This is a genomic window from Cytobacillus eiseniae, assembly GCF_017874625.1.
GTDB lineage: Bacteria > Bacillota > Bacilli > Bacillales > Cytobacillaceae > Cytobacillus > Cytobacillus eiseniae.
This window is the reverse complement of the sequence record NZ_JAGIKZ010000006.1, coordinates 71,263-97,662: the sequence shown is the minus strand read 5'-3', so window position 1 is coordinate 97,662 and position 26,400 is coordinate 71,263. Positions and strand designations below refer to the sequence as shown.

Genomic DNA, 26,400 nt, shown 5'->3' with positions numbered 1-26,400 from the left:
ATTTTAAACATCATTCGACAGTTGAATTTTGAACAAAGAAAAGGAACACAGCACTAAACTAAGCTCATTAAAAATGATCCGTTTACTTTGATTGAATTTTGTTACTATTTAAAAGAAAACTTGGTAATATAAATTTAGAATGAGTGATTTTATATTGAGAGGATGAAAAATGAGATGGAAGCAGGTAAGCAAGTGAAAATAATGGTCGAAGCAACCATTCATGTTCCGGTTAAAAAGGTGTGGGAATATTGGACTGAGCCTATACATATTACTAAATGGAATCACGCTTCAGAAGATTGGCATACCCCGTTAGCTGAAAATGATTTAAGAGCTGGTGGAAAGTTCCTTTCAAGAATGGAAGCGAAGGATGGAAGTTTTGGATTTGACTTTAGCGGGATTTATGATGAAATACGAATAAATGAATATATTGCTTATACGCTTGACGACGGAAGGAAAGTGACTATCACATTTACCTCTCATGGAAATGATACCATTGTAAGTGAAATATTTGATGCGGAAAGTGAAAATCCGATCGAAATGCAAAAAAGTGGATGGGAAGCGATCGTAGATAATTTCAAAAGGTATGCAGAATCATTAAATTAACGAATCAACAAAGATTATTTTTACTAAAAGGGATTGTGAATATCCTATATTCGCCGTCACTGCGCATATATTCGCCATACTTTCGTAAATATTGGCCGTCAACTTGGATATATTCGCCATCTCCCCTATTATATCCGCCGTCATCATTGCTATATTGGACAAACGGCAGATCTGCTCCCTGCTTACATATATAAGTAAAGCCGAAACTGGTTTCAGTATCGGCTTTAGTTTATTCTCTATCAATATCAGACACCACTTTTAAACATCTTGCACTGTTCTACCCAGCGCTGTGGAAGTTCTGGAGCGGAACCAAAATGGATATGTGTATAACCTGCAACCAGATTGTTAGATAGATAGCCTTCGTGCTTTGTCCCTCGCGATCCAGAGACAAAATAGGATGAAAGAATTTCACGAGCAGGCTCGAAGGTTGAGTAATGAAACTCATGCCCCCTGGCCCGATCATTCGGCCCAATTAAGAAATTTCCATCCATTCCCGTGACTTCCCGATAGCCAAGTGCCGCAAGCTTTGTGTGCATCTTCACTTTTCCAGGAATCACTCCAACCATCGGATACACTTCTCCGCCGATCGTTTCAATCGATTCAGTCAAAAACATGAATCCACCACATTCAGCCACAGAAGGCATCTCACTTTCGATTGCCTCACGAACGGACAAAAGGACATCATCCTGCTTTGATAATTCAACCGCAAATTCTTCGGGAAACCCACCACCTAGATATAAACCATGCACATTAGAGGGCACCCGTTCCCCCCTAAGAGGAGAGAAAAAGACAAGCTCCGCTCCATAATGCTCTAAGAGCTCCAAATTTTCGGGATAGTAGAAATGAAATGCTTGATCCTTTGCAACGGCAATTCTTACTTGACTCTCTTTCTTTTGCGTACCAAATAGAGCCTTTGAGGATTCAATAGTTTGTGAGCCCATTATTTGATAAAGATGAGCCAAGTCAAAGTTCTGTTGAATGGTTTCTGAGAGCAAGTCGAAGAAAGGCTTCAGCTCTCCTCGTTCAATAGAAGGAACAAGTCCAAGATGTCTCTCAGGCATGCGAAGCCTTTCATCTTTAGTTAAGTAGCCTACAACAGGAATCCCACATTCTTTTTCAACCGCCTGCTGAATTAACTCATAATGCCCAACACTTCCTACACGGTTCGCAACCACCCCACATAGACGAACGTTCGGGGATAATAATTGAAAGCCCTTCACGATTGCAGCAGCGCTACGGGCCATTCCACCACAATCAACGACAAGCAGCACTGGACTATTTGTAATCATAGCAATTTCCGCAGCACTTCCCGTGTCAGATAGCGGATCCTTCCCATCAAATAAGCCCATTACCCCTTCGATGATGGCCACATCAGCATCTACGCTTCCTCGTAAAAAAATTTCCTTCACAGCTAACTCACTGCACATCCAGCTGTCTAAGTTTCGGGCATTCCTGCCAGTTACTGCGGTTTGGTATGTCGGATCGATATAATCGGGGCCGCATTTAAATCCTTGTACCGTATAGCCAAGTGCTTTATAAGCGGCCATTAGTCCAATTGCTACCGTTGTTTTCCCCACACCACTTCCTGTTCCTGCTACTACAATTCGATTGATGGACATACCCATTCCTCTGCTTTCTGTTCATCATAGGCAGGAAAAAGATGTGGATGGAGCAGGATACCTAATTTTTGGATACCAAGAAGTAGGCGTGGGGAAGGCCTGCAATAAAGGGATTCCTCCATCACCATTACTCGATTATCCTTAATTGCCTTCATTTCTGGCCAGTCAGGTCGTTGTTTGAGCAATTGCGGCTTCATTTGTTTTTCCTTTACACCAACCCATGCCATCAATATATAATCAGGATCACGCTTTCTTACGTCCTCCCAATCTGTTTTCACACTGGCCCGCTCGTCATCTGCGAAAACATTATGACCACCTGCCATATTGCTGATTTCGGTTAACCAATTCGTGCCACCCGGAGTAAACACTGGCTTCGGCCACCATTCCCAATACAATCGTGGGCGTTCCTCTACCTTTCGTCCAAACTCCGCAAATTGCTCAAGTAAGCCAACATATTTACTATAGACTGCTTGTGCAATCTCTTCTTGACCTGTTGCTTTTCCTACCTCAAGCATATTATCCGCAATATCAGACAAGCTCTTTGGATTCAGTGTAATAAAGGGCAAGCCTCTCTCCTTTAAACCTTCAATATTCTTCTCCATTCCTGGTACTGTCAATGAGGCAAGAACTAAATCCGGCTGTAGAGCTTCAACTGCAGCGATGTCGATATCCAGATCAGACCCTAGTCTAGGCAAATCATTCACTTGTGCTGGCCAATCTGAATAGTTATCAACACCTACGATAAAGGATGTCAATCCCATAAATCCAAGAAGCTCGGTATTACTTGGACATAACGATACAATTCTCATTATTACGTTTCTCCCCTTTCACATCTAATAGGATAGTTGTTTAACAGTTAGACTTGATCCTATAATTCAATCCCCATAACAGCAGGAATTCCTTCATCATAATAATGCTTTAACACTGTCACATCTGAAACGAGGTCAGCTGCCTCAATGACTTTTGTGTTTGCGTTTCTTCCTGTTAGAACAAGATGCATTCCTTGTGGACGATTGGAAATGAGTTCAAGAACTTCATGAAGCGGCAAAACATCTTCAATTGGAAATCCATTAATTGCGAGTGCATTATTAATTTCATCTAAAATAACAAGATCATGCTCACCTGCCATCACTCGCTCCTTCGTATATGTCCATGCTTCTTTAAGTGCAGCACGGTGCTCTTCAGGCGTTTTTGTCCAAGTAAAACCAATCCCTTTTTGAACTATTTCAATGCCAAGCCTATCAAATACAAGCTTCTCTCCATATGTACGCTCGGGTGATTTAATGAATTGAATCATGAGCACTTTTTTCCCTCGGCCATATGCTCTTATAGCTAGTCCTACTGCTGCAGTCGTTTTCCCTTTGCCATCTCCTGTATAAACAAGTGTTAATCCTCGTTCTTTACTTGGTTTACTCATTACGAATCCCTCCATTTATTAATTGGATGCATATTCCCTTAGTTTTCATGAATTTGTATTACTTACTGGGAGATTCCCACCTTATCTTTTTTCTTCTTTGTTGACAGCTCCTGAGAATCAATACTTTCTCCCTGAAGGATAATTTGCGGCAGTCCATAAACAGGGTGCTCCATCACAATCGGGGCGGTACCATACACTGCCTCAATCAGTTCAGGTCGAATAATATCGGCAGGGGATCCAACTGCTACGACTTGTCCATTATGTAAAAGCAACAATCGATCACAATAAAGTGCAGCGAGATTTAGATCATGCAGAACCGAAATAACAGTCAACTCATCCTCCTGCTGCCATTCTCGAATTCGATCCATTAGAAGGATTTGATGCCCAATATCTAGATAAGTTGTTGGTTCATCAAGCATCAAAAGCTTAGGCTGCTGAGCCATCGTCTTGCCTAGAGCTACACGCTGCCGCTCTCCACCGCTTAAGTTTTCTAGATAACGATCACTTAAAACGTTTAGCTCCATTTTGTCGAGAATGGAATGGATAAGCTGATCCATTTCAGTTGCCTCTTCTCCAAGCCAATTTTGAAAGGGAAACCGTCCCATCTCAATCACTTCTCTAACTGTGAAACCAATTGGAGGCAAAGATTCCTGCTGCAGGACTGCCAACCATTTGGCTAGCTCTTTTCGTGTATATTTTTCAATTCGTTTTCCATTTATTTCAATCCAGCCAGACGTCAGCCTTTCTACACCTGACAAAAGCTTAAGTAATGTGGACTTGCCGCTTCCATTCGGGCCAATAATCCCTAAGCATTCTCCTCGTTTAACTGAAAAGCTAACTTCTTCAAGCACAGGCTGATTATCAAAACTTATACTCAAGCCCTCGACTTCAATAAACATCCATCAATTCCCCCCTGACATTTGCTTATTTCTACGAAGCAAGTACGCAAAGAATGGAGCTCCAAGAACCGCAGTCACAACCCCGAGCGGAATCTCTGTCGGACTAAGTAATGTACGGGCGATTGTATCCGCCCAAAGCACATATATTGCACCGAAGATAACTGTTAAAGGCAGTAATAATCGGTAGTCAGGCCCTACCATCAATCTCACTAGGTGTGGAACAACAAGGCCGACAAAACCAATGGTTCCAACAATAGACACTGCCGCTGCAGTAATCAGGGTGGAAACGATTAACACGACTAGCCTTGTACGTTTTATATTGACACCTAAATGTGCAGCCTGGCGTTCTCCTAAAGCAAATAAATTCAATGTTCGGCCATATGACAGCAAGATAACAAGTCCAATGGCCAAATATGGCATGAGTACAAAGGTAAAAGACCAGCCTCTAAGAGCTAAGCTTCCCATCAGCCAAAAGACAATCTCATTCACCACTTGATCGGACATTGACACCATAAAGGAAACAATTGCACCTAGAAATGCCGAGACAACGACACCGGATAAAATGATCGTTTCTAATTTATACTTTCCCTGTACATTTGCTAAGCGGAGAACAACGAGCAAACTGATTAACCCTGTCACAAATGCAACTAATGGAATCGTCCAAATACCAAATAAAATCGTATGATACCCAAATAATATTAAGAACGCCGCACCAACCGCTGAACCAGATGCTACCCCAAGTGTATACGGATCGGCTAATGGGTTTCGTAATACACCTTGAAAACCAGCCCCAGCAAGGGACAAACATGCCCCAACAAGGATGGCAAGAAAAACTCGAGGCAATCGAACTTTTAAAATAATTTGTTCGGAAGATGTCGCCCAATTTGTATCTATAACACCATCTAGAAATGGAAGCTGATGTAGAATAATTCCCCAAACATGTGAGATTGGCAGATTGGCTGATCCAAGGGATAAACTAATAATGACTGAAAGAAGAAGGAGAACGAATCCCGCTCCCCCCCATAGTGCTAATCTTCTTTTCATTTTTTAAACAATTCCGGATAAATCGCTTCTGCCATTTGTGTAAGTGCATCTGTTATTCTTGGACCAGGTCTAGACATTATATTTCCTTCAATACCAGTCAAATTGCCATCTTGAATCGCTGAAATCTTTTCCCAGCCATTTCTTGAAGTAATTAGCTCTTCCAGCGGTTTACCAGACTTATCATCCACTACTTCAGCAGTATACAGAATAACTTCTGGATTATCCTGAATAACCTTCTCTTCGTTGATTGCATTCCAGCCTTCCATATCTGAAGCGATATTAATTCCTCCAGCGAGTGTAATCAGCTCATCCATAAATTCCCCCTTGCCAACCGTCCAGCCTGGAGAAAATTCAATATATACTTTTTTCTTATCTTCTTCTTTAATCGTAGCTGCCACATCTGTTACTGTCTTAATCGTTTCTTTCATTTGTGCCACAAGTTCTTCTGCTTTTTCCTGCGTATCTGTAATGATGCCAATTTGAATAATATTATTTAAAATATCATCTAGCTTTTTTGGCTCTGTTTTATACAATGTAAGACCGAGCCCGCGAAATTTCTCCACAATATCATCTTTCATTGATATGCCGCCAATCACTAAATCTGGATCAGCAGCAATAATTGTTTCTTCATTTGGCTTTGTAACCCCACCAACCTTCTGTTTCGTTAAAGCTTCTTTAGGGTAATCATCAAAATCTGAAACACCATAAATTTTATCACCTAAGCCTAGTGCAAATAGAATTTCTGTCTCTGATGGGGATGTAGATACAATACGCTCTGGTGCCTTATCAAAAGTTAATTCTAAGCCTGTTGCATCCTTTACTGTAAGCGGGTAAACCGTTGCTTTCTCACTTATTTCAACTTCAGAACTTCCGTTATTTTCAGCTTCTGAAGATTCGCTTTGAGTGGAGATGTCTTTTTCTGCCTCATCATTTCCTGCCCCACATGCACTAATTGTCATCGCTACTAGCACAGTCAATAGTAATGCCAAAAACTTTTTCATACTCAATCCTCTGCCCTTCATATATGGTTCGAGATGAGCTTGATATCATGAAGTCTTGAACAAGAAAAGCACAGACACCTTGATCATTACCGTACAAACGCATTAGGATTCCTTTTTTCAATACACGGTTTACAATTCAGACCGGTATTGATTTATCGTAGGGAGGAACCCTGAAGTTTGATAGGAGTAAGGTACTGGAGATCGATCATTTTCTAACTCCAAAGCTATCCTTTCTTGTTCTTCAACGAAAAAAAGCCTTATTTCCATTCGGAAACAAGGCATGCAAAAACCAGACAAATAAAATAAATTTATACTGATTAAGCCTATCCTTTTCCACGGAGGATTTCGTTGGCAAGCTATGTAGGCAGGTTTCCTGGCTCTCGGGTATAGTGACTTCCTCTCCTTCCCATTCCTTATCTGGAACAGTGGTACTGCGAGGTTATCCCCGAATTACAGTGGCGGGACCGCGCCGGACTCACACCGGCTTCCCTTTTAACCTTATCTAAAGACAAGGCACCTACTAGCTATGTTAGATTCAATTGGTCAAGCAATATTCTCATCTAGTATTATAGCAATCATTTTAAGTTATGCAAAGATTAGATATTATTGAATGATTCTACTATTAATTAACTACAATCCTTTACCCATAAATAATAAAAAAAAGGCTTCTATTTCAACATTTAAATTGACAAAATAGAAGCCTATATCTTTCAATTCTACAGCTTATTAAAAATCATTTCTAGTTTCCATATAATTCTTTATACGCAATCACCTTTAATGCTAATATTTCTTCTTCTGTTAATTTCCCTTCAATATCCTGAAGGAGTTCTTCCTTCGAAATCGATCCTTCCTGTACCTTCACTCGAATATCATTTAACTCGGAAATGCCCATTTTACTAATTAGTGCTCTCGTTGCTTCTTCTTTTGTCGTAAATGGAAGAGTTTCTGGATTAGCTGTTTGCGCTTCTTCTACATATGATTGTAATTCAGGATCACTTTCTATTGTTCGCTTTATTTCTTCCAACCCGCCATTATTTTCTAATTCTGTCGTTACTGTTTCCATGATTTTTTCTGATGCCATATTCGTTCCGAAATAATAAACGCCATAACTAATTGCAACTAATAATACAATCGTTATTATCAAGAATTTAAGAAATTTCATCTGACTGAACACTTCCTTTCATAAAATAAAGTGAATCAAACTTGCTGCATATGAATGATGCTCATTGTATTGTCATCGCGTTATCTATTAACTCCGATGCTTCAACGTTAATCCTTTTAAGAAATTCCTTGTGAAGTTATCTCCACATTCTTTGTAATTGCGATGATCAGCTTTCCGTAAGATTCCGCCTATTTCACCTTTAGAAACATTTAAGCCAGCATCATAGAAGATTCCGATCATATCATCGGTTGTTAAGCTTAAAGCTACTTTAATTTTCTTTAAGAATAAATTATTCGCACTATCTTGCTTACCGGAAACTTGTATAGGAGGATTCGCATTCCCTTGTTTCGGCTCCTGCTTTCCACGCTTAAATGTTACAAAGCCATTTAAGAAGGCATCTAACATTCGGTAATCACATGGTGTAAACTCCTCCGTTGGGGTCAAGTCAACCTCCCCTTCTTCATTTACCGTTGGCTTTGTTAAAATCTTGCGAAGTTCATCTTTCGTTATATGAATACCACCTAGCTCAAAAATCTCAATCATATCTGTATTTTTAATATCAAGTGCGTAGCGTAAGCGAATTAATAAATCATTGTTTGTCACGTTCTTTTCTCCTTTTGTTTACAAGATAAAAAATCCGAGAATCACTCTTAGACACCCGGAGTTATTTTCGTATAAATTTCTTTAAAATCACTAGCATGAGTCCCATCATTTCGGTTTCCATTCAATCATTCTACCTTATTATAATTTCTATTCCAAATTAAATCAAAATACATATGTCGTAGGGGAATCTTGATTATTCTATTGACTACCTCAAAAATGGACTCTATAATAAGCACTGTACTTTCAAAATTAAGGAGGATTATTAAAAAATGACACACTCGATGAAATTGCGTTTTTCAACTTTGAACTAGTAATTAAATATGTTCAAAGGCTCTGTTTGTGTATACAGAGTAAACGGGATTAGTCTGTCCTTTTTTAATAATCTTCATTTCAAATAGGATCATTTAAGTGGAGAACGGCGGAATTGTCTGCCATTCTTTCCTTTTATGTCATTTTTCTTCTCATTATGTGAAGAAAAATGGATTTGATTACGGCTGTCTTCAATCATGTTAATTGATCCCTTTACTCTCAATCACAGACAATTTGTCTGTGATTTTTTTATTGGATTTTATTCATTTTTATTTACCTGTGAACTTGAATCATCATTATATTTACAAAGAATAATTTTGTATGAGGGATAAGCATGCAATTCCTATTGTTTTTCTGATAACTGAGCTAATTTCTTAAGCTCGTTATCGATCCTGGCTATCGATACGAAATCATAACATTTCAGGAGGTAGCAAAATGGAACAAATTTGTTTTGAATTAGATAATATTGAAGTGAATTTTTTAGATAAAGAAGTATTAAAAATTGATAGATTAGCGGTACATCAATTTGACCGTATCGGTATTGTTGGAAAAAACGGGGCAGGAAAAAGTACTTTATTAAAGTTACTCGCAAATAGAATTCAACCGACTACAGGAACATCACATTGCCACACTGGATTCGGCTATTTTGAACAATTGGGAGCTCCGACATCTGTAGAAGCAGATCCAGCCATCCTTAGGAGGCTAGATGTACCAAAAGAAGCGAATCAATTAAGTGGTGGAGAACAAACAAGATTGAAGCTTGCCCAGTTATTCACACATTATAACGAAGCATTGCTCATTGATGAACCAACCACACATCTTGATCAAGATGGCATTGCCTTTTTCCTAGATGAATTGCGCTATTATTATGGTGCACTTATATTAATCAGTCATGATCGAGCTGTCCTAGATGAACTTGTTACAACGATATGGGAAGTTCAGGATAGCAAGGTGCGCGTCTATTCTGGGAATTACAGTGAATATCTTGCACAGAAGCAAGCTGAACAAGAAAGACAGAATCATGCACATGAGCAATTCCTAAAGGAAAAAGGCCGACTCGAAAAGGCAGCACAGGAAAAAATGAAAAAGGCAGAAAAAGTAGCACAAGCAGGGCGTATGTCAAAAAAAGAAGCGAACGCTATGCCTAACAAATCATTCATGACAAAATCAAAAGGCACGAGCCAAAAAGCAGTTCAACGTGCGGCAAAAGCAATTGAAAGTCGAATTGACCAACTGCATGAAGTAGAAGCTGTAAAAGTAGATAGACCGATCATTTTCCATCAATCCAAATCATTAGAATTGCATAATAAATTTCCAATAATGGCTGATCGCTTTACACTCCAAATTGAGAACAACCAATTACTAGATGCAGTAAGTTTTCAACTGCCTCTCGGAAAAAAGATTGCAATTACAGGCAGCAATGGGAGTGGCAAAAGCACATTGCTCCATTCTATTGCCAATAATAGTTCTGGATTAACGATTTCTCCAAAAGCAAAAATTGGCTATTTCCGTCAGATGAGTTATCAATTCTCAAGTGATGAAACGGTATTGCAATTTTTGAAGAACCGCTCTGAATATGATGAGGGATTTTTGCGAAGTGTTTTGCATTCCATGCAATTTATCGGTACTGATATTTTAAAAAGAGTGAAATCGCTAAGTGGCGGAGAAGCCATTCGTCTCCAGCTATGTCACCTTTTTTTAGGCGAATACAATATTTTATTATTAGATGAGCCAACCAATTTTTTAGATATTAATGCGATTGAAGCATTGGAACAGTTTATTAAGGCATATAAAGGGACAATTATTTTTGTCTCTCATGATCAACAATTTATTAAAAATGTAGGAGATGTCCGATTCCATATTTCCGATAAACAGTTGATTCAGCAATAACTAGTTAATAACAATAAGTCCCAGACTATGTCAGGGGCTTATTGTGGTTTTAAAAGGCTTTTTCTAAAAGGATGTTGTTTTTAAAACAATGTTTGCAGCAACATGCTTTCTACTAATTGTATCTAATATAGCTAAAAACATTACATATAAAAAGACCGAATCACTACTAGATCCCGTCTTTTTAATTTAATATTGGTATAACGTTTTTTCAAACATCCCCTTATTTCGTTTCACCTTTCTTCTTTACAGCAAACCAAATCTCACTATAAACATTGTTTCTGTCAGATAAATCCCCAGTAAATGAAATATTAGGTGCTTCTACTAATTCATAATCTGATGAAGGAAGCCAATCAGAGGCGATTCTTCCCCAAGTCTCTTGCATCACTTTTGGAAATTCCCCTTTAGATGAAAAGATCGCCCAAGTTAGGGCTGGGACTTCAACCACATCAAACTCATCAAAGCCGGAGTCTTTTGTCGTTAAGAAGCCAATCATATGATCAAGACTGCCTTTTTCCTCCAACCATCCATCTTCAAAATGATAGGATGCATTCACGACATTATTTGGCTCCATGTTTGCATAGCTATGCAGTTTTTTTCTCTGTTCTGGGGTAATGCTTTTAGCTAAATTTATAATTTCTTGATTTTCTCCTTCAAATTGAATGGGCACTCTTTTTTTCACACCAACTATCTTAAATGTTTCTTTGTTCTCAATTCTGTAATCCATCTTTATTCCTCCTTGAATTGTTAATTGGAAGGAGAGCTTTGGAAATGCTTTAAGCATTTTTTTCCTTTTGACCTCTGAAGGACTAATTCCCGACCAATCCCGAAAGGCACGTGAAAACCCATCAACAGACTCATACCCATATTGGAAAGCTGTTTCTGTTACACTTATCCCTCTATGCAGCAAGTCAAAAGTAGCGTTAGATAATTTCCGATTACGAATATACTCTCCTAATGACATGCCAGAAAGAAAGGAAAACATTCTCCGAAAGTGATAAATAGAAGTACCTGTAATCTTCTCTATTTCGTTATAATCAATTTTGTCCTGCAGATGCAGTTCAATATAATCTAACGCCTCGTTCATACTTTTTAGCACAACCTCTTCCTCCTTCTTGTATTAATTATAATTACGAATACACCACAGCACCCAATGAAAAAGAAACGCTTATTGTCGGATGTCGATTTAATCCTAAGGCTCTGTTATTATTCACTGTTGATTTTCGTATTTGTATGAGAATACATACATACACAGACGATTTCTGTCTAGAAAGTTGCAGAAGCAAAATATAAGCGGAATAATTCCGGTTAATGTAAAAAAGAAAGCATAAAAAGTGAATATAAGCGGAGAAATTCCGGTTAACTGCTTTAAAAAGGACAAAATCCATCCATTTAAATGATATAAGCGGAAAAACTCCCCTTATTTTTAAGGAAATAGAGGTATTTCCCAATATAGCCGGAATTTCTCCGCTTATTTTTTAAACTTTATAAAATCAACATCCAGTTTTAACAGAGCCAATCCTAAAAAAATAAGCCGTTCTATACATTTTAACGAGATGATTACCAGATCAAAGAAAGAATCAAGAAAAAAATCATTTAAGAATTATTTAATAACTGGTTAATATTTTTATAAGAGATTGAATTTATTGTATGAGTTGTAAGTATTAAAACTATGGAAAGAGGTCATTCATAATGTCAAATAAAAGCACCACTTTAAAAATAAATTGGTCACTTATTATTGCACTATCTATCATCTCACTTATACGACCACTTATGAGTATGTTAGGCATATCTGAAGCCATCGGGAAACCCATTACTAGTATAATAGCAACCATAATTATTTCAATTATTTGGATTGTTACGGTTGTCATAAAACGTGATTCTCAACCTATTCTTACTTTACTTTTTACAGGAATTGGCTATGGGGTATTGGCTATTATTATGAGCGGAATCTTCTCACCTATTCTAACAGGAAACTTACAAGGGCCATTAACCCATTCATTCTGATATGAACGAGTTAATAGATGAATTATTTCTTTACTCTAAATTGGATTTGCAAAGTGTCCCCTTCCATTTTGAAAAAGTAGATTTATATTCTTTTTTTGCTGATTTTATTGATGAATTGTCTTTTCATTTGGAAAAAGAAGATGGAATTGCCACTCTTCTGGCAAATAAAGAAAAGACCTACTTAGTGGAAGCAGACAGAGAAAAATTAAAACGTGTGGTCACTAATATAGTCCAAAACAGTTTAAAATATATTGATCATAACGAAACAGAAATCAAAGTCTTTCTAACATCCGATCCTACTCATGTAACAGTGGAAATTAGAGATAATGGAATTGGCATAAGCAAAGAGGATGTTCCATATATATTTGAAAGTTTTTACCGTACAGATACTTCAAGAAATTCATCCACAGGAGGAAGTGGGCTTGGGTTATCAATTGTGAAAAAAATGATTGAAGGACATGATGGAATTGTTTGGGCTACCAGCGAAGTAGGAAAAGGCACAAGTATATCTTTCAAATTAAAGAAGGTGAGATAAATGCAAAAAATACTATTCATTGAAGATGAGCGAAATATCGCAGAACTGGAACGGGACTATTTAGAGGTGAATGGATTTGAAAGTGATATTGCCATAACTAGTGATGAAGGATTAAAACTTGCCCGGACTAATTCTTACAACCTAATTCTATTAGATTTAATGCTTCCAGGCATGGATGGCTTCGAATTATGTAAAAAGCTACGACAATCATTAGATATTCCCATCTTAATGGTTACGGCTAGAAAAGAAGATATAGACAAGATTCGCGGTTTTGATCGAGGAGCAGATGATTATATCGTAAAGCCATTTAATCCAAATGAGTTAGTTGCGAGAGTAAAAGCACATATTTCAAGATACGAACGTCTAATCAATCATGTACATCATCCGAGTGAAATTCAAATCAATCGACTGCTTATACAAATTGACTCAAGACGGGTGTTTGTAAGTAGAGAAGAGAAAATCTTCACTGCCAAGGAATTTGATTTATTGTATTTTTTAGCAACAAATCCTAATATCGTTTTTAGTAAAGAACATTTATTCGAACGCATTTGGGGTTATGATTCGATTGGAGACAACACAACAGTAACTGTACACATCAGAAAGATTAGGGAAAAAATCGAGGAGGAACCTTCTAACCCACAATTTATCGAAACCATTTGGGGTGTAGGTTATCGTTTTAAAAAGTAAGACTCATACTGGACCCAAAGCGGATCCAGTATGAGTCTTTATTTTATACCCAAATTGCTCCATAATACTTTTAATCCAATTTTCCATTTCATAATTCCCTTCAACTAATTAGAATGAGTAATTAAGCTGTTTATTATTGAAGGCTATACTGTCATTTCCCTATTAGATAATGCCAACCACTTTTCCTTGTCTTTATAATCAGGCATTATGCTGCCAACAAGGCGCCAAAAAGAGCGGTCATGATTCAGATGGACGAAATGGCACATTTCATGAACGACTACATAGTCAATTACTTCACGAGGGGCCATCGCTAAGCGCCAGTTAAATGTTAACTGCCTCCTTGAATCACAGGTTCCCCATGTAGTTTTGCTGTCTGATATGCGGATAGAACGTGGTTTTATTTTAAATTTGCTTTGATAGGAGGCGATACTCCTCTCCACTAAAGACTTACACTGCTGATAATAGAATCGTTTTAAAGCTTGTTTTACTTTTTCATCCTCATGCATCTTCACATATATATGCAATGTTTCTCCTTCAAACTCAACATGATCTTGCGTTATATTTGTATCCTGGAAAATTATTATTGGGTAGGCGTTTCCTAAATAAAGAAATTTCTCTCCATGCTCATAAATCTTTTCCTGTTTCCCATGCAGCCTTTCCTTTAATTCCTTTATCTTTTGCTGAATGAGATCCCATTTTTCTTCTATTAATTGAAGTACTCTTTCATCAGGTGTTCCTTTAGGAGCCTGGACTTCAATATTTCCATAGCTATCTATTGAAATCCCTATCGTAGTTCGGTTTTTATACTTCACTTCAAAGCGTACTGTCTCACCTTTATAAGTATGTATCTTCATGTAATCCTCTCATTTTCACTGTCAGTCTAGTATCCTCACTTGAACAATATCATTAACTGCCTTCACATTTTCCGCAGTTGTTCTAAAACCTCTTGCGCTTTATAACCCACTTCAAAAGTGTAAAGATCTGCTTCATGACCATTCACTGCTTTTACAAGTTCCTCAATCAAGTTTGTAGATGATATATTTTCACATGAAATCTCTTTAATTTCCTCACTACATTTGCCACCTTTTAATTGACCCCAATTTTCAAGAGATAACACCCCTTCTGAGCCATATGCAGTAAAACCGATAAACTCCTTGCCCGCTAGTTTGCTTAATCCCTCGATTAAAATAGGCGTTCCATCTGTAAGCTCCGCGGTTGCGATAATGCCCGTCTCACACTCCTCAGGATTATCAGGCAATTCCAAGCGTGTTCGGATATTTTTAATGTCCCCAAAAAGCTTTAATATTTGCTGAATAAAATGAACGCCTACTTCTAAAACAAACCCACCTTGTTCTCTTCCGCCTACCCAATTATTCTTTTGCCAAGTACGCGGCCATTCTGGAAAATTCATCGTCAAATGGATTCGACGCAACTTACCAATATATTGTTGATTAATCAACTCTGCAAATTTAGCTGCCGCCTGTCCATAATTGAGTGGAAAGTTCATCGCATGAACCACGCCCACATCTTTGGCAGTTTGAGCCATCTCATTTGCCTCCTCAAGGGAGTTAGCCAATGGCTTCTCACATAGGACATGCTTCTTGGCATATAACACTTCCATTACAATCGGATGATGATACTTAGGTGGAATTGCAACATAAACAAGGTCTACTAACGGATGATCAATTAAACTTGTAGGTTCTGTATAAAATGGAATACCACCTAACGCATTAGCAGATTCTTTGGCAAGTGTCTCCAACTGATCACATACCGCCACAATTTCAACCTCAGAATGATTCTTGAATTGACTAATCAAGCGTTGACCAATGGCTCCTAAGCCAATAATCCCAATATGTAACATGTAATTCCCCCCCTAATTTTATCTATTACTATCCTACATTAGAAAATAGAAGAATGTCATTTATTCACTTTAAAAAATTAATTAATACAGTATTTCATTTATACCCTCGTGCACGATCAATGAGCAGTAATCCTAATCTATTCATTTTGTAAATATAGGTGAGTACCTATCACATTAGGAATGAAGAAGGATAAGGATGATTAAGCAATCCTATTCTGTTTTGGATTTCTAATAGAATAATAAAGAAGAGTCAGCATTGAAAATGCTGACTCTTCTTTATTTATTTCAAATGATTTTACCAAGACCTAAGTACAACTTATGGTAATGGTCTAACCGGTCTTTCCCCATCGGGTTGTGCAATAGCAATATGAATCGTAACTGTATTTCCACCGTAAGTGACAGTCATTTCTGTAATCCCAACAGACTTTCCTGAGATGACGCCTTCCTTAACGGTTGCAATTTTTTCATTGGCCATTTTATATGTTGCTTTAGCTGTTACATCTTCTTCTGTTACTTTATCACCAATTGTTGTTACTTCAGTGATCTTCACCTTGTCTGTTGCACCTACATTAATTAAGAATAGGCTCTTGTCTGCCTTCAAGCTAACCGTTTTTTCTGGGTCTGGCTCTCCGTCAACTACAGTTACAGCTACTTTCACTTCGTTATCGCCATAGGAAATGGTAACAGTTGTTTTGCCAGTAGCTTTTGCAGTAATGACACCAGCTTCTGCTGTTGCGATTGCTTCATCAGCCACTGTGTATGTTGCTTTAGCTGTTACATCTTCATCCGTTGATTCGTCGCCATCTTTCGTCGTTTGAGTAACTACAACTGATGCCGTTTTGCCTTTTTCAATTTTTACTTCTGATGGATTGACGGATAAGCTGATTTCTGGCTCTGGGCCTGGCTCTCCATCAACTACAGTTACAGCTACTTTCACTTCGTTATCGCCATATGAAATAGTAACAGTTGTTTTGCCAGCAGCTTTTGCAGTAATGACACCAGCTTCTGCTGTTGCAATCGATTCATCTGCCACTGTGTATGTTGCTTTAGCTGTTACATCTTCATCTGTTGATTCGTCGCCATCTTTCGTCGTTTGAGTAACTATGACTGATGCCGTTTTGCCTTTTTCAATTGTAAGATCTGACTGGTCTACAGATAGGCTGATTTCTGCTGTATTTTCATAAACAAATTCAGCTTCCCCTTTATTTCCAGCAGCATCTTCTACATAAACAGTCACTTTTTCTGCATCTTGAGTAAGATCAATTTCAAATGAACCATCTTGATTAAGTGTCAATGGTACTGCAGTGCCTGCCTTTCCATCACTTGTGATGACATAGGAAGCCTTCAGTTTTGTATTGAGTTCGTAGTTAAGCCCATAATCTTTTAGAACATCATTATAATCAATGTACTTATCTGTTACTTGACCTGTTAATTTGTTCTCTGCCACTTCACCCTCGATTTCAGGTACTGTAGATTTTACAACAATTGGACCAACATAGTCACCGATTATACCTGCTGCTGCCTGAGCAGTATAGTCAATTGTATATAGGCCATCAGGAATTTTTGTTAATGTTGATGAATTTTCCCATGGTCTATATTCCCCATTAATTGCTAACTGGTATGAACCAGCCCCCAATGAAGTTCCTGCATGTAGGTAACCAATATAGCCATCACCATATGCCCCTCCTTCAGGATCCTCAATATTCCAAATTTCAATATAGTTCGTTCCGACATCTCCAGTAATGGTGAAATAAAGCATCGCAGAGTCTTTCACTCCGTCTCCATTAAAGGAAAGATCTGTTTCAGTAATTCTCATATCCATAATTTGAGTAGCTGGCACTCCGCCAAAGTCAGCAGCAAATGGCAAGGAAACATGGTTTTGTCCACCGTTAATATGGATATAGCCTAAAATTTCATCCCCAGCTTTAGCTGCAGTATTTTTCGATGCTGTTAATGTAACGTTTAATAACTGTTCTCCATTTGGTGCTAATGTAAAGGACGGATTGTCAATTGTGATATTTGCATCAGCAAATGACTTCGTTACGTCCACGGTTACATTAAAGCTTCCACCCGCTCCATTAAGATCATTCACGCGAATTTGCTTCGTGACTGTAATATCTTTGTCCAGTTTTTGCGGACCAAATGTGACTGTTCCTTTAATATTCGGTACAATTTCACCGGATCCATCAAGTACTGCTTCATCCTCAGCATAAGCAAGCACGCTTGGGAATGCGGCAGCATATGCATCTACACGGCCCGCTCCTTGAACGAAGACGTCATATTTACTAGTATTAAGAAGTTTCGCTGTATTTGAAATCGCAACCTTTACATCAAAAGCATTCCAATCTGGATTTGCTTGTTTGACTAGTGCTGCAACTCCAGCAATATGAGGTGCTGCCATAGATGTTCCTGTAAAACGATCATAGGATTCTTCGTAGCTAGCTTCAGGGAAGTCCCATTTATAAGCTGGCACAGAGGACATGATGTTTGTTCCTGGAGCTGTTACATCCGGTTTTATATCGAAGTTCGGTGTGGATGGGCCTCGGGAACTAGAGTCATTCACATCATCACCTAGGGACTTTTCCGAACTATAGTTTCCAAATATAACCGTTCCTTTGCCACTTTTCAATGCATCACGGATTGCTGTTCCGTCCGTTACTGACATATCTATCGTGGGAATGAAGGCAAATGAATCACCTAAGAACACGTTTGATACATCTGGTGCATTTGTTCCTCCTGAGAAGTTGTGGATAATTGCTGCAATGGCTCCGTTTGCCTTTGCATTGGCAATTTTATCAACGAATGCAAGTTCTCCTCGTGCGATAAGGGCAACTTTTCCATCTACATCAATTCCATCATAGTCAGATACAGCACCAACATTTGGTACAGAAACAAGCTCATACTCGCCATCCAATTGTTCAGCAAGATCCTGCCCAAACGTTGTTCCCATAAATTTCAATGGTTTCGAGTAATTGTAATCTTCACCAACATTGATTGTTACTAATCCGTTATGTTGTGTTTCTGGATTAGTCGTGTTACCGACTACAATTCCAAGACGTGCTGTTCCAGGAGTTGTTACTGTTCCCCGATTTGGTCCTGAGTTACCAGATGAAACAACCGAAATTACTCCTGCCATCATAGCATTGTTAATCGCATAGGATAAACTGTCATTTTCTGAGTTGCTGCCTCCACCAAGAGAAAGGTTAATCACATCCATTTTTTCATTAACCGCATGTTCAACCGCTGAGATAATTCCTGATGTAGATCCACTTCCGTATGCACCAAGAACACGGTATGCATAAAGATCAACTTCAGGTGCGATGCCTTCAATTCCGTATTCATTCGCACCAATAGCCGCAATGGTTCCTGCAACATGCGTACCGTGATCCGTGTAGAAGGATCTTCCATCTGCATTGAATTCTGGCTGGCTAGCTGGACGATCTTTCGGCGAAGTTTCCCGTGCATCGTCATCTGAGCGTTCACGAGCATAAGTTGAGCTGTTTGGAATAAAGTTTTTTCCACCTTTGTATATTCCTTGGAATTCTGGGTGGTCTGGATCAATACCTGTATCAAGTACAGCTACCTTGACGCCCTTTCCTTTGTATCCCTCATCCCAGACCTTCTCGATCCCTAGAAAAGAGATGCTTGTGTTCATCTTCGCCTCGAAATCTCCTACTTTTTCAAGGTCTGACGTTGAATCTGCAGGCTTCTCATTAGTTGCATGAACTTCTGTATCAGGTTCTACTAATGTGATGCCAGTAATGTCTAGAAGTTTTTGAAGATCATCTGCTTTTACTTTGGCAGCAAAACCGTTAAGAACGGTATCATAAGTAAAACCTTTTTCAAATAGAATTCCTTTTACTCTCATTGCTTTATCAACATCCGCTTGCTGTCTTTTTACTTTGCTGCGGATTTCTGAAAGCTTAGAATTTGAAAGTGCTTTTCCTTTTAGGTCACCAATTCCTTTTTCTAATGCTACTGGATTTTCCGATAAATGAACAATGATTGGGACCAATTCATTCCCTGATTTACCCTCTAATTCTTTATGAAGCTTTGGTAAACCTTCAGCTGCTTCTAATTGCTCCGCAATTGCTGCCTTTAATAGCATGTTTCTTTCGTTTTGTTGTTGCTGCTTGAATGGCTTTTGATCAGTCGTTCCTAGTTCTGTTGCAGAAACAGGCAATACGATCGAAATGACCATTAGAAAAGCTAGGAAACTACTAAATAGTTTTGTAAACTTTCTTTTCCCCAATAAACTCTCCTCCTACTTCTCTTTTCTCTATCAAGTACTGATTGGATTCTATTCACTCACCTATGTATAAAAATCTATTTCATTCCTTTTTAGTAAGGTATGAATGAACTTACGGTTCGTTGCTGTTCTTGTGGATTTAGTGAATAGATTAATTGTCTAACTTTTTATCCCCCCTTCATAAGTTCTTTAAAAAGAACGTTTTAGGTAAAAAAAATGAAATAAACTTTTCCATTTCATTTAATAGAATTATACTATAGTATGTTGGAAAATAATACTACAAAAAGAACTATTTTTACTTTATTAAGAACGATAAGAACTGACCTACAGCTTCTAAAGTATCTTTTGATCAAATCCTATTATAATTATGGAGAAAGTACCTATCTTGCTTCAGCGTAATAATTTACTTTCCAATTTTCATAGAAATATGATCCTCCCCTCAATCTATAAGTAATTGCATAAAAAAGACACCGATTTGTTATTTCGGCGCCTTTTATACATGAATAATCAAAAAAAAATATATTGTCTCTTTATAGAATGAAGTTTTTGATTTAACTTTGATTTTCTCCTATCTTAAGCATAAACGGAGCCAACAAATCTCCTTCATTTTTTCACCCGTTCAACCATATTAATTCCTAGCCCCATACATACAACACCAATAAGTAGCATGAGGGAAATCGGCAGGGCTATATCATTCCAACTGCTATCATATAATGCAACCCCCATCATTGCTTCTGTTGCATGGGATAAAGGAAACAAATCTCCTATAAATTGAAGGACTGGATTACTAATGGTACCCGGCGGCATATAAATCCCACTAATGATTGGAATGATCGGAATGATTGATGGAAAGATCATATTAAATTTTTCTGGTGTTTTAGCTACTCCTGCAATCAACATTGAGAGGCTTACCATGCTCAGTGTATACACTGCTGAAATCACAAGTATCATTGGAAGATTTCCAATATCATAGCCCATCACATATTTGAAGATAAGAAAAACAAGCAATATTTGAACGTATCCAATGAGGAAGCTATAAATAAGATGACCTACATACATGCTTGTTTTACTCACTGGAGAGAGAATCAACCGGTTCCATATTCCGCTCACCTTATCTTCATTAATTCCATTAACTTTAAAACCAATCGTAAACATCGCAAAAAACAAGGTAAAGCCAAACAATAGCTGCATGCCCATATTATATTGTGGAATTTCTTCGCCAGCTAACGATTCAGATTGAACCTTAATCGGCGGATTTTCCAGGTAATCCTTCACTTCATTTCGTAATTTAGACGAATTCACGACGTCAGTCATTGCTTCAAGTCTTGCTTCCTTTGTAAATACTTTTTGAACTTCCTGCTCAACTAGTTGTAAATTGGGTGTTTCAGATGCAGTAATCAAGCGATAATCCTTTTCCATTAGTCGAACAGCAACATCGCTTTTTCCTTCAGAAACATTCTTAAGCGCTTCCTCTTCAACTGTAATAACAAATTCTATATCACTTGCCTCATTTAACAATCTCTCCCATTTTTTTTCGATTTCCTCAGCGTTTTCTTCGGTGCTATATACCTCAACAGATGTTTGCGTATACAGTGATGCATCGCCAAATATGACTGTTGCCAAAATACTTATGACAATAAATAAAAGAATGAGTAGTGGCTTCCGTTTTTCTTTCATCCATTGCGCCATCATTACTGAGTACATTATATCCTCCCCCTTTTCGGAAAGAATGCTATTCCAATAGTCAAACAAACAATAAACATTCCAATTAAAAAGATGATCGGAATCATTAAATCTTGCAAGTCATTAAATTGAATCAACTTTATTAAAGTAGTCTGTACGAGGCCATTCGGTGTCCATTCTCCAATTTTTCGTAGAAGTTCCGGAAAACCTTGTATTGGAAAAAAACTGCCGCCAAGAAACCCAAACATCATAACTATTAGTGAAGTCAGCCCACTCACTGCGTTTGAGTCATGTAAATACAGAGTAAGAATAGTAAATAAGGCAGATAATCCAGCGACTGTGAGTGCAAATGCAGTAATAACTGCTAATAACCCAATCCAAAACACCAATGGTTTTTCAGTGAAAACATCTAAAATGAATTGCATTGACGTAAAGATAATGACCAACTGCAACCATGTTAAACAAAAAGTAGCAAGCATTTTTCCTGTTAGATAATGAATAGGGTTACTATTCGTTAATAAAATCCGATTAAAAACACGTTCTCTCTTTTCTGTCACCGTTTTAATCGCAATCGTCTGTGAAATAAATAATGCAAAAAGGGTACTCATCCCAATTGTAAAATATTGTGTCATACTAAAGGTTTCAACACCTTCTACTACTTCTGTTCCTCCTTGCGGCAGTTCCAGTTCTTTTGCTTCAGCGTCAGATGCGCCTCCGAGTGCGAATTGTAAATTAATCGTATCAATGAAATTCTGTGTGACGTCTCGAAGAACACTCACCTCTGTAGATTGCTCTTCAGCTTGGATCGTTAATGCAACTTCTGATTGCTCATCAAGCATTAAATGAGATAGAACCTCATACGTAAACCCTTCTGGAATCTTAATAATCGCATCTAATTCCCCTGTTTCCACTAACTCTGTTGCTTCCTCTTCCTTTAATTCCTTTATATTGATCCATTTCTTTAATTCTGGATTACTAAAAAAATCATCAATAAGGCGCACTGGTGTAATTTGTGCAGCTTGTTCGAGCAATGTTTCCTTCTCGATTGAGGACATTTCCAAACCGTTTACAGCATCTGCAAATCGCTCTAGCCCCAATGCTTCATTATCTTCCTGAACAAGGGCTACATCAATGTTTACGGACTCTGAGTCACTATTAAATAGGCCAGAATAAGCTGTATTTAAAACAAGAATGATTATGATAGGAAGGAATAGAGCTAGCAGAATCTCTTTACGGTCTCTCCAAAACACTAATAGGTCTTTTCTAAAAAATGAGCCCACTTTTTTTCCTCCCTTCTAATCTCGCAAAGTCTTGCCAGTTAAATGTAAGAATACATCTTCAAGACTTGGAACCTCTACTTGATAATGAACAATCTGACTTTTTTCCTTTTCTGCCGCATGTACTAAATCACTCAAAATGCTGCTGCCCTTTTTTGTAATAATGCGAATGCCATCACTTGTTTCATCCACCTGACGTACATGCTCCATATTCTTAATCTTTTCAATTAATGCATCAGTTGTTTTGCTTAGATGTACTTGTATCGTGTCCTCACTGGATAAAATACTTAATAATTCAGCTTTGCTTCCTGAAGCAACAACTTTTCCATGGTCCATAATGTAGACACGATTACATAATTGTTCAACTTCCTCCATATAATGACTTGTATATAAAATGGTTGTTCCATGTTCTTCATTTAATTTCTTAACCGTCTCTAAAATATGGTTTCTTGATTGTGGATCAATCCCGACTGTTGGTTCATCAAGAATCAGAATTTCTGGCTGATGCAAGAGTGCTGCTGCAATATTCACCCTTCTTTTCATGCCACCAGAGAACGTTTTAACGAGCTCTTTTTGCCGATCCTTTAGCCCAACCATCCCTAGTACTTCTTGAATACGATCCTCCAATTGATCTTTTCTCACTTTATAGATTCTGCCGAAAAACTTAAGATTTTCATATGCAGACAGTTCCTCATACAAGGCGATTTCTTGCGGGACAACACCAAGCACCTTTCTAATTTCAGATGGATCTTTAATCGTACTTTTTCCGTTAAGTCTGACATCACCGGAGGTAGGTTTTAATAGGGAGGAAATTATTGAAATAGTCGTTGATTTTCCTGCACCATTAGGTCCAAGTAATCCAACCGATTCCCCTTTATCTAAATATATTTCAATTTCATCTACTGCTTTTTTATCTTTATACGTTTTACTTAGATTGACCGTTTCTAGCATCTATTTAACACTCCTTTAATTTAATTTTCCTAACCCATTTCTATTGTGACTTATTCCTTTTTAATGTATAAAAAAAGAAACAGTGTCACCACTGTCTCTAGTCATGAAATATTTATTTAGGCGTTACTTCTGTCATTTTATTATACAAGATTATGACGAATGGCATAAATCGCTAACTGTGTCCGATCCCTTAATGCCAATTTATTCAGAATCTGACTCGTATTATTTTTTACTGTTCCAACAGATATAGCTAATCTTTCTGCTATTTCTCCATTGTTGAGCCCTTCACCAATGCATGTCAAAATTTCTCTTTCACGGGGAGTTAAAGATGGATCAGCCACGTGCTTTTCCCCACGATTAAGTAGAAGCGGCATGACTTTAGCTGCCACTCGGTCTTCTATGGACAACCCACCGGTTAAAGCACTTCGAATGGAGCGAAGTAAGGAATCTGTATCTCCAGTCTTCAAAATGTACCCACTCACTCCAATTTTTAATGATTCCAACACATAGTCATCATCATCAAACGTCGTTAGTATTAAGATTTTCGTATTGGGCCAGCGGGATTGAATCACTTTTGCTGCTTCGATTCCATCTAAGACTGGCATCCGAATATCAAGAATGACAATGTCAAACATTTGTTTTTCACAAAGAAGAACCGCTTCTTTGCCATTGTCAGCTTCCCCTGTCACTCTCATTTCTTCATCCGACTCAATCATCATTTTTAATCCTTGTCTAACCATTATTTGGTCTTCTGCCAATAATATTCGAATCATTCTAATCCCTCATATCCAATTCTTATAAATCCAGTAACAACGAATTGCTCCTCTGTTTTAAAAACCTCAAGATTGCCGCCAAACTTTACTAACCGCTCTCGCATGGATGTGAGTCCAAATCCTTCCTGATATCTATGATTATCTATAACTGGATTACTGATTTCAAAGCGAAAAATACTGCCGCCTGGTGCTTCGAATGTAATCTCAGCCTCTCTTGCCTGACTATGTTTCATAATATTCGTTAATGCCTCTTGCACAGAACGGTAAATAACAAAAGATTGCTCTCCTGTTAACGGCGCAGTAAAAGCGCCATGCTTTACGGAAAAATGAATGCGGATAAAGCTTTCCATTTCCAGTTTTCGAACTAATCTTAAAATCCCAGGAAGACCGCCAGATTCTCTAGCCTTTAAAGATTTTACCGCATTTCTCGTCTTCTCTAAGCTAGAATTAGCTAGTTCTTTCAAGGTTTGTACTTGTTCTTTATATTCGCCCGATATATTTAACCGAAACATTTCGAGCTGCATTAGCAATGCTGTCAATGTATGTCCTACTGAATCATGAATCTCATGTGCGATTAGAACTCGCTCTTCCTGTCTTGCTAAATCTTCTTCTGAAATCACTCTTCGCTTTAAATCACGATACTCACTTAGAAGCGCTTGATATCTCGCCTCCAGATCATCTGAGCGATTCTTTGTTTTCTTATAAAATATCATAGCGATAATTAATAAAATAATATAAATTCCTATAAAAAGTTGAACAAATGGATCTAGATTGGAATATAGAACATTTGCAATTAACCCAAATGTTCCAATTACTCCTACAATCATGCTACGACCAATTGACAAACGATAAAACCCTTCTGCAATTAGGAGCGATATGATCAGAATGAGAAATGGGTTAAAACCACCATTATCGTAAGGAAGTAAAGATATACTTGCAAGAAGTGCATTTATGCTCAAAATGATTACTAACAAATTGGTCTTACGTATTGTAATCGGAATAATAAAGAATTGAATAAAATAGAAGGTAACTCCAAACAAGCGTATCGTTAAATTATCTAAATCTTCGTTAAAATAAACGACTGCCAGCAGCCAAACTATTATATTAAGAAAAAGCCATAACCAATATGATTTCATCGAATAGTCCCTTCCTTATGGGAGTACAACTCATTTGTATCGTATCACTTAATCAATTCCATCACCAGACATACTCGTCCCAACTTTTTCATCCAAGTTTTTCCCATAATAAAAGCACGGAAACTTTCTATCCCGTGCTCTTGCTTAACAATATTATCTAGGCAGATCTAATTGCCAAGAAACCCCGAACTTATCATTTACCCAGCCAAATTTCTTACTAAATCCATAATCACCTAGTGGCATAAGTTCTTGTCCACCTTCACTTAGCTTTTGATAAAGTGTATCAAGTTCATTTTCAGTATGACAAGTAACATAAATGGAGAAAGAAGGGGTAAAGGCAAACTGATGTGTCACATGACTATCAATGCACATAAATTCTTGCCCCTTTAAAGTAAATGTAGCCTGCATCACCGTTCCTTCGTCCCCAGATTCATTCGCTCCGTATCGAATAATGTTGGTAATTTCCGAATCCTCTATAAGCGAGGTGTAAAAATTCATCGCCTCTTCTGCCTTGCCATTTTGGAACATTAAGAAAGGGATAACCTTTTCCATTATAAACCGACTCCTTTTCTACTAAGTTTTTTAATTTCTTTTGATTATTAAATAGAACGTATAACTTAAAGCAACTCGTTTCCTATCAGAAAGCAAGTGAAGCTCAACTTTCTTGATTATGCATGTTCACCATATACTATTAATG

At 37.8% G+C, this 26,400-nt stretch carries 23 protein-coding genes and 1 riboswitch; of the genes, 5 read left to right on the top strand and 18 right to left on the bottom strand.

What is annotated here, in order from left to right:
* The first annotated feature begins 174 nt into the window (after positions 1-174).
* Positions 175-603, top strand: a complete 429-nt coding sequence (locus J2Z40_RS07485; protein WP_066400703.1) for an SRPBCC family protein — start codon at positions 175-177, stop codon at positions 601-603.
* A gap of 245 nt (positions 604-848) precedes the next feature.
* Here J2Z40_RS07485 and J2Z40_RS07480 read toward each other — a convergent pair whose 3' ends face one another.
* The 8 genes from J2Z40_RS07480 to J2Z40_RS07445 form a co-directional block, all read right to left on the bottom strand.
* Positions 849-2,222: a cobyrinic acid a,c-diamide synthase CobB gene (locus tag J2Z40_RS07480; RefSeq protein ID WP_066400701.1), complete on the bottom strand. Its 1,374-nt coding sequence runs from the start codon at positions 2,220-2,222 to the stop codon at positions 849-851.
* Positions 2,201-3,031, bottom strand: coding sequence for a cobalamin-binding protein (locus J2Z40_RS07475; RefSeq protein WP_066400700.1), 831 nt, complete (start codon positions 3,029-3,031; stop codon positions 2,201-2,203). The genes J2Z40_RS07480 and J2Z40_RS07475 overlap by 22 nt, the downstream gene beginning before the upstream one ends.
* A 59-nt stretch (positions 3,032-3,090) precedes the next feature.
* Complete coding sequence (locus J2Z40_RS07470) at positions 3,091-3,639, bottom strand: cob(I)yrinic acid a,c-diamide adenosyltransferase (protein ID WP_066400699.1); 549 nt, start codon at positions 3,637-3,639, stop codon at positions 3,091-3,093.
* A gap of 62 nt (positions 3,640-3,701) precedes the next feature.
* Positions 3,702-4,538, bottom strand: coding sequence for an ABC transporter ATP-binding protein (locus tag J2Z40_RS07465; protein ID WP_066400698.1), 837 nt, complete (start codon positions 4,536-4,538; stop codon positions 3,702-3,704).
* Positions 4,539-4,541: 3 nt separating this feature from the next.
* A complete protein-coding gene (locus tag J2Z40_RS07460; RefSeq protein WP_066400696.1) occupies positions 4,542-5,582 on the bottom strand; it encodes a FecCD family ABC transporter permease in 1,041 nt (346 codons plus the stop codon).
* Complete coding sequence (locus tag J2Z40_RS07455) at positions 5,579-6,583, bottom strand: ABC transporter substrate-binding protein (RefSeq protein WP_066400694.1); 1,005 nt, start codon at positions 6,581-6,583, stop codon at positions 5,579-5,581. Before J2Z40_RS07455 ends, J2Z40_RS07460 begins: the two co-directional genes overlap by 4 nt.
* Before the next feature lie 346 nt (positions 6,584-6,929).
* Positions 6,930-7,118: riboswitch (cobalamin riboswitch) on the bottom strand.
* A 204-nt stretch (positions 7,119-7,322) separates the two neighbouring features.
* Positions 7,323-7,745, bottom strand: a complete 423-nt coding sequence (locus J2Z40_RS07450; protein ID WP_066400693.1) for a hypothetical protein — start codon at positions 7,743-7,745, stop codon at positions 7,323-7,325.
* Between the two features lie 87 nt (positions 7,746-7,832).
* Complete coding sequence (locus J2Z40_RS07445) at positions 7,833-8,348, bottom strand: DUF1456 family protein (RefSeq protein ID WP_066400692.1); 516 nt, start codon at positions 8,346-8,348, stop codon at positions 7,833-7,835.
* Positions 8,349-9,092: 744 nt separating this feature from the next.
* Here J2Z40_RS07445 and J2Z40_RS07435 point away from each other — a divergent pair.
* The gene (locus tag J2Z40_RS07435) at positions 9,093-10,547 is read left to right on the top strand and encodes an Msr family ABC-F type ribosomal protection protein (RefSeq protein ID WP_066400691.1); all 1,455 of its coding nucleotides are present in this window, start codon (positions 9,093-9,095) and stop codon (positions 10,545-10,547) included.
* 220 nt (positions 10,548-10,767) lie between these two features.
* On the opposite strand, the gene J2Z40_RS07430 is transcribed toward J2Z40_RS07435, so the two are convergent.
* The gene (locus J2Z40_RS07430) at positions 10,768-11,643 is read right to left on the bottom strand and encodes a GyrI-like domain-containing protein (RefSeq protein ID WP_066400690.1); all 876 of its coding nucleotides are present in this window, start codon (positions 11,641-11,643) and stop codon (positions 10,768-10,770) included.
* Between the two features lie 593 nt (positions 11,644-12,236).
* Between J2Z40_RS07430 and J2Z40_RS07425 the strand changes: the two genes are divergently transcribed.
* The 3 genes from J2Z40_RS07425 to J2Z40_RS07415 all read left to right on the top strand — a co-directional run bounded on the left by J2Z40_RS07425 (position 12,237) and on the right by J2Z40_RS07415 (position 13,773).
* Complete coding sequence (locus tag J2Z40_RS07425) at positions 12,237-12,551, top strand: hypothetical protein (RefSeq protein ID WP_066400688.1); 315 nt, start codon at positions 12,237-12,239, stop codon at positions 12,549-12,551.
* A gap of 127 nt (positions 12,552-12,678) precedes the next feature.
* Positions 12,679-13,086: a sensor histidine kinase gene (locus tag J2Z40_RS07420; protein WP_245350010.1), complete on the top strand. Its 408-nt coding sequence runs from the start codon at positions 12,679-12,681 to the stop codon at positions 13,084-13,086.
* Positions 13,087-13,773 (top strand): response regulator transcription factor, encoded by a 687-nt coding sequence (locus J2Z40_RS07415; protein ID WP_066400687.1) that lies wholly within the window; start codon positions 13,087-13,089, stop codon positions 13,771-13,773.
* A 143-nt stretch (positions 13,774-13,916) separates the two neighbouring features.
* Here the strand turns inward: J2Z40_RS07415 and J2Z40_RS07410 are convergent, their stop codons facing one another.
* The 9 genes from J2Z40_RS07410 to J2Z40_RS07370 form a co-directional block, all read right to left on the bottom strand.
* The gene (locus J2Z40_RS07410; protein ID WP_066400686.1) at positions 13,917-14,627 is read right to left on the bottom strand and encodes a M48 family metallopeptidase; all 711 of its coding nucleotides are present in this window, start codon (positions 14,625-14,627) and stop codon (positions 13,917-13,919) included.
* A 62-nt stretch (positions 14,628-14,689) separates the two neighbouring features.
* The gene (locus tag J2Z40_RS07405) at positions 14,690-15,634 is read right to left on the bottom strand and encodes a Gfo/Idh/MocA family protein (RefSeq protein WP_066400682.1); all 945 of its coding nucleotides are present in this window, start codon (positions 15,632-15,634) and stop codon (positions 14,690-14,692) included.
* A gap of 316 nt (positions 15,635-15,950) precedes the next feature.
* Positions 15,951-19,886, bottom strand: a complete 3,936-nt coding sequence (locus tag J2Z40_RS07400; protein WP_066400681.1) for a S8 family serine peptidase — start codon at positions 19,884-19,886, stop codon at positions 15,951-15,953.
* A 600-nt stretch (positions 19,887-20,486) separates the two neighbouring features.
* On the bottom strand, positions 20,487-21,587 hold the full coding sequence (locus tag J2Z40_RS07395) for an ABC transporter permease (RefSeq protein ID WP_066400680.1): 1,101 nt from the start codon (positions 21,585-21,587) through the stop codon (positions 20,487-20,489).
* On the bottom strand, positions 21,587-22,846 hold the full coding sequence (locus J2Z40_RS07390; protein ID WP_066400679.1) for an ABC transporter permease: 1,260 nt from the start codon (positions 22,844-22,846) through the stop codon (positions 21,587-21,589). The genes J2Z40_RS07395 and J2Z40_RS07390 overlap by 1 nt, the downstream gene beginning before the upstream one ends.
* Positions 22,847-22,861: 15 nt before the next feature.
* Positions 22,862-23,794 carry an ABC transporter ATP-binding protein gene (locus J2Z40_RS07385; protein ID WP_066400678.1) on the bottom strand — a complete coding sequence of 311 codons (933 nt, stop codon included), beginning with the start codon at positions 23,792-23,794 and terminating at the stop codon, positions 22,862-22,864.
* Between the two features lie 140 nt (positions 23,795-23,934).
* Positions 23,935-24,567 carry a response regulator transcription factor gene (locus J2Z40_RS07380; protein WP_066400677.1) on the bottom strand — a complete coding sequence of 211 codons (633 nt, stop codon included), beginning with the start codon at positions 24,565-24,567 and terminating at the stop codon, positions 23,935-23,937.
* The gene (locus J2Z40_RS07375; protein ID WP_066400675.1) at positions 24,564-25,703 is read right to left on the bottom strand and encodes a sensor histidine kinase; all 1,140 of its coding nucleotides are present in this window, start codon (positions 25,701-25,703) and stop codon (positions 24,564-24,566) included. Before J2Z40_RS07375 ends, J2Z40_RS07380 begins: the two co-directional genes overlap by 4 nt.
* A 153-nt stretch (positions 25,704-25,856) precedes the next feature.
* Positions 25,857-26,255, bottom strand: coding sequence for a VOC family protein (locus J2Z40_RS07370; protein ID WP_066400674.1), 399 nt, complete (start codon positions 26,253-26,255; stop codon positions 25,857-25,859).
* Positions 26,256-26,400 lie beyond the last annotated feature (145 nt).

Bases quoted from the DNA above. Each gene is read 5' to 3' on its own strand.
- J2Z40_RS07460 (WP_066400696.1), bottom strand. From the start codon at position 5,582: ATGAAAAGAAGATTAGCACTATGGGGGGGAGCGGGATTCGTTCTCCTT.
- J2Z40_RS07410 (WP_066400686.1), bottom strand. From the start codon at position 14,627: ATGAAGATACATACTTATAAAGGTGAGACAGTACGCTTTGAAGTGAAG.
- J2Z40_RS07395 (WP_066400680.1), bottom strand. From the start codon at position 21,587: ATGTACTCAGTAATGATGGCGCAATGGATGAAAGAAAAACGGAAGCCA.
- J2Z40_RS07470 (WP_066400699.1), bottom strand. From the start codon at position 3,639: ATGAGTAAACCAAGTAAAGAACGAGGATTAACACTTGTTTATACAGGA.
- J2Z40_RS07485 (WP_066400703.1), top strand. From the start codon at position 175: ATGGAAGCAGGTAAGCAAGTGAAAATAATGGTCGAAGCAACCATTCAT.
- J2Z40_RS07425 (WP_066400688.1), top strand. From the start codon at position 12,237: ATGTCAAATAAAAGCACCACTTTAAAAATAAATTGGTCACTTATTATT.
- J2Z40_RS07375 (WP_066400675.1), bottom strand. From the start codon at position 25,703: ATGAAATCATATTGGTTATGGCTTTTTCTTAATATAATAGTTTGGCTG.
- J2Z40_RS07385 (WP_066400678.1), bottom strand. From the start codon at position 23,794: ATGCTAGAAACGGTCAATCTAAGTAAAACGTATAAAGATAAAAAAGCA.
- J2Z40_RS07380 (WP_066400677.1), bottom strand. From the start codon at position 24,567: ATGATTCGAATATTATTGGCAGAAGACCAAATAATGGTTAGACAAGGA.
- J2Z40_RS07455 (WP_066400694.1), bottom strand. From the start codon at position 6,583: ATGAAAAAGTTTTTGGCATTACTATTGACTGTGCTAGTAGCGATGACA.
- J2Z40_RS07415 (WP_066400687.1), top strand. From the start codon at position 13,087: ATGCAAAAAATACTATTCATTGAAGATGAGCGAAATATCGCAGAACTG.
- J2Z40_RS07480 (WP_066400701.1), bottom strand. From the start codon at position 2,222: ATGTCCATCAATCGAATTGTAGTAGCAGGAACAGGAAGTGGTGTGGGG.
- J2Z40_RS07475 (WP_066400700.1), bottom strand. From the start codon at position 3,031: ATGAGAATTGTATCGTTATGTCCAAGTAATACCGAGCTTCTTGGATTT.
- J2Z40_RS07405 (WP_066400682.1), bottom strand. From the start codon at position 15,634: ATGTTACATATTGGGATTATTGGCTTAGGAGCCATTGGTCAACGCTTG.
- J2Z40_RS07435 (WP_066400691.1), top strand. From the start codon at position 9,093: ATGGAACAAATTTGTTTTGAATTAGATAATATTGAAGTGAATTTTTTA.
- J2Z40_RS07450 (WP_066400693.1), bottom strand. From the start codon at position 7,745: ATGAAATTTCTTAAATTCTTGATAATAACGATTGTATTATTAGTTGCA.
- J2Z40_RS07370 (WP_066400674.1), bottom strand. From the start codon at position 26,255: ATGGAAAAGGTTATCCCTTTCTTAATGTTCCAAAATGGCAAGGCAGAA.
- J2Z40_RS07465 (WP_066400698.1), bottom strand. From the start codon at position 4,538: ATGTTTATTGAAGTCGAGGGCTTGAGTATAAGTTTTGATAATCAGCCT.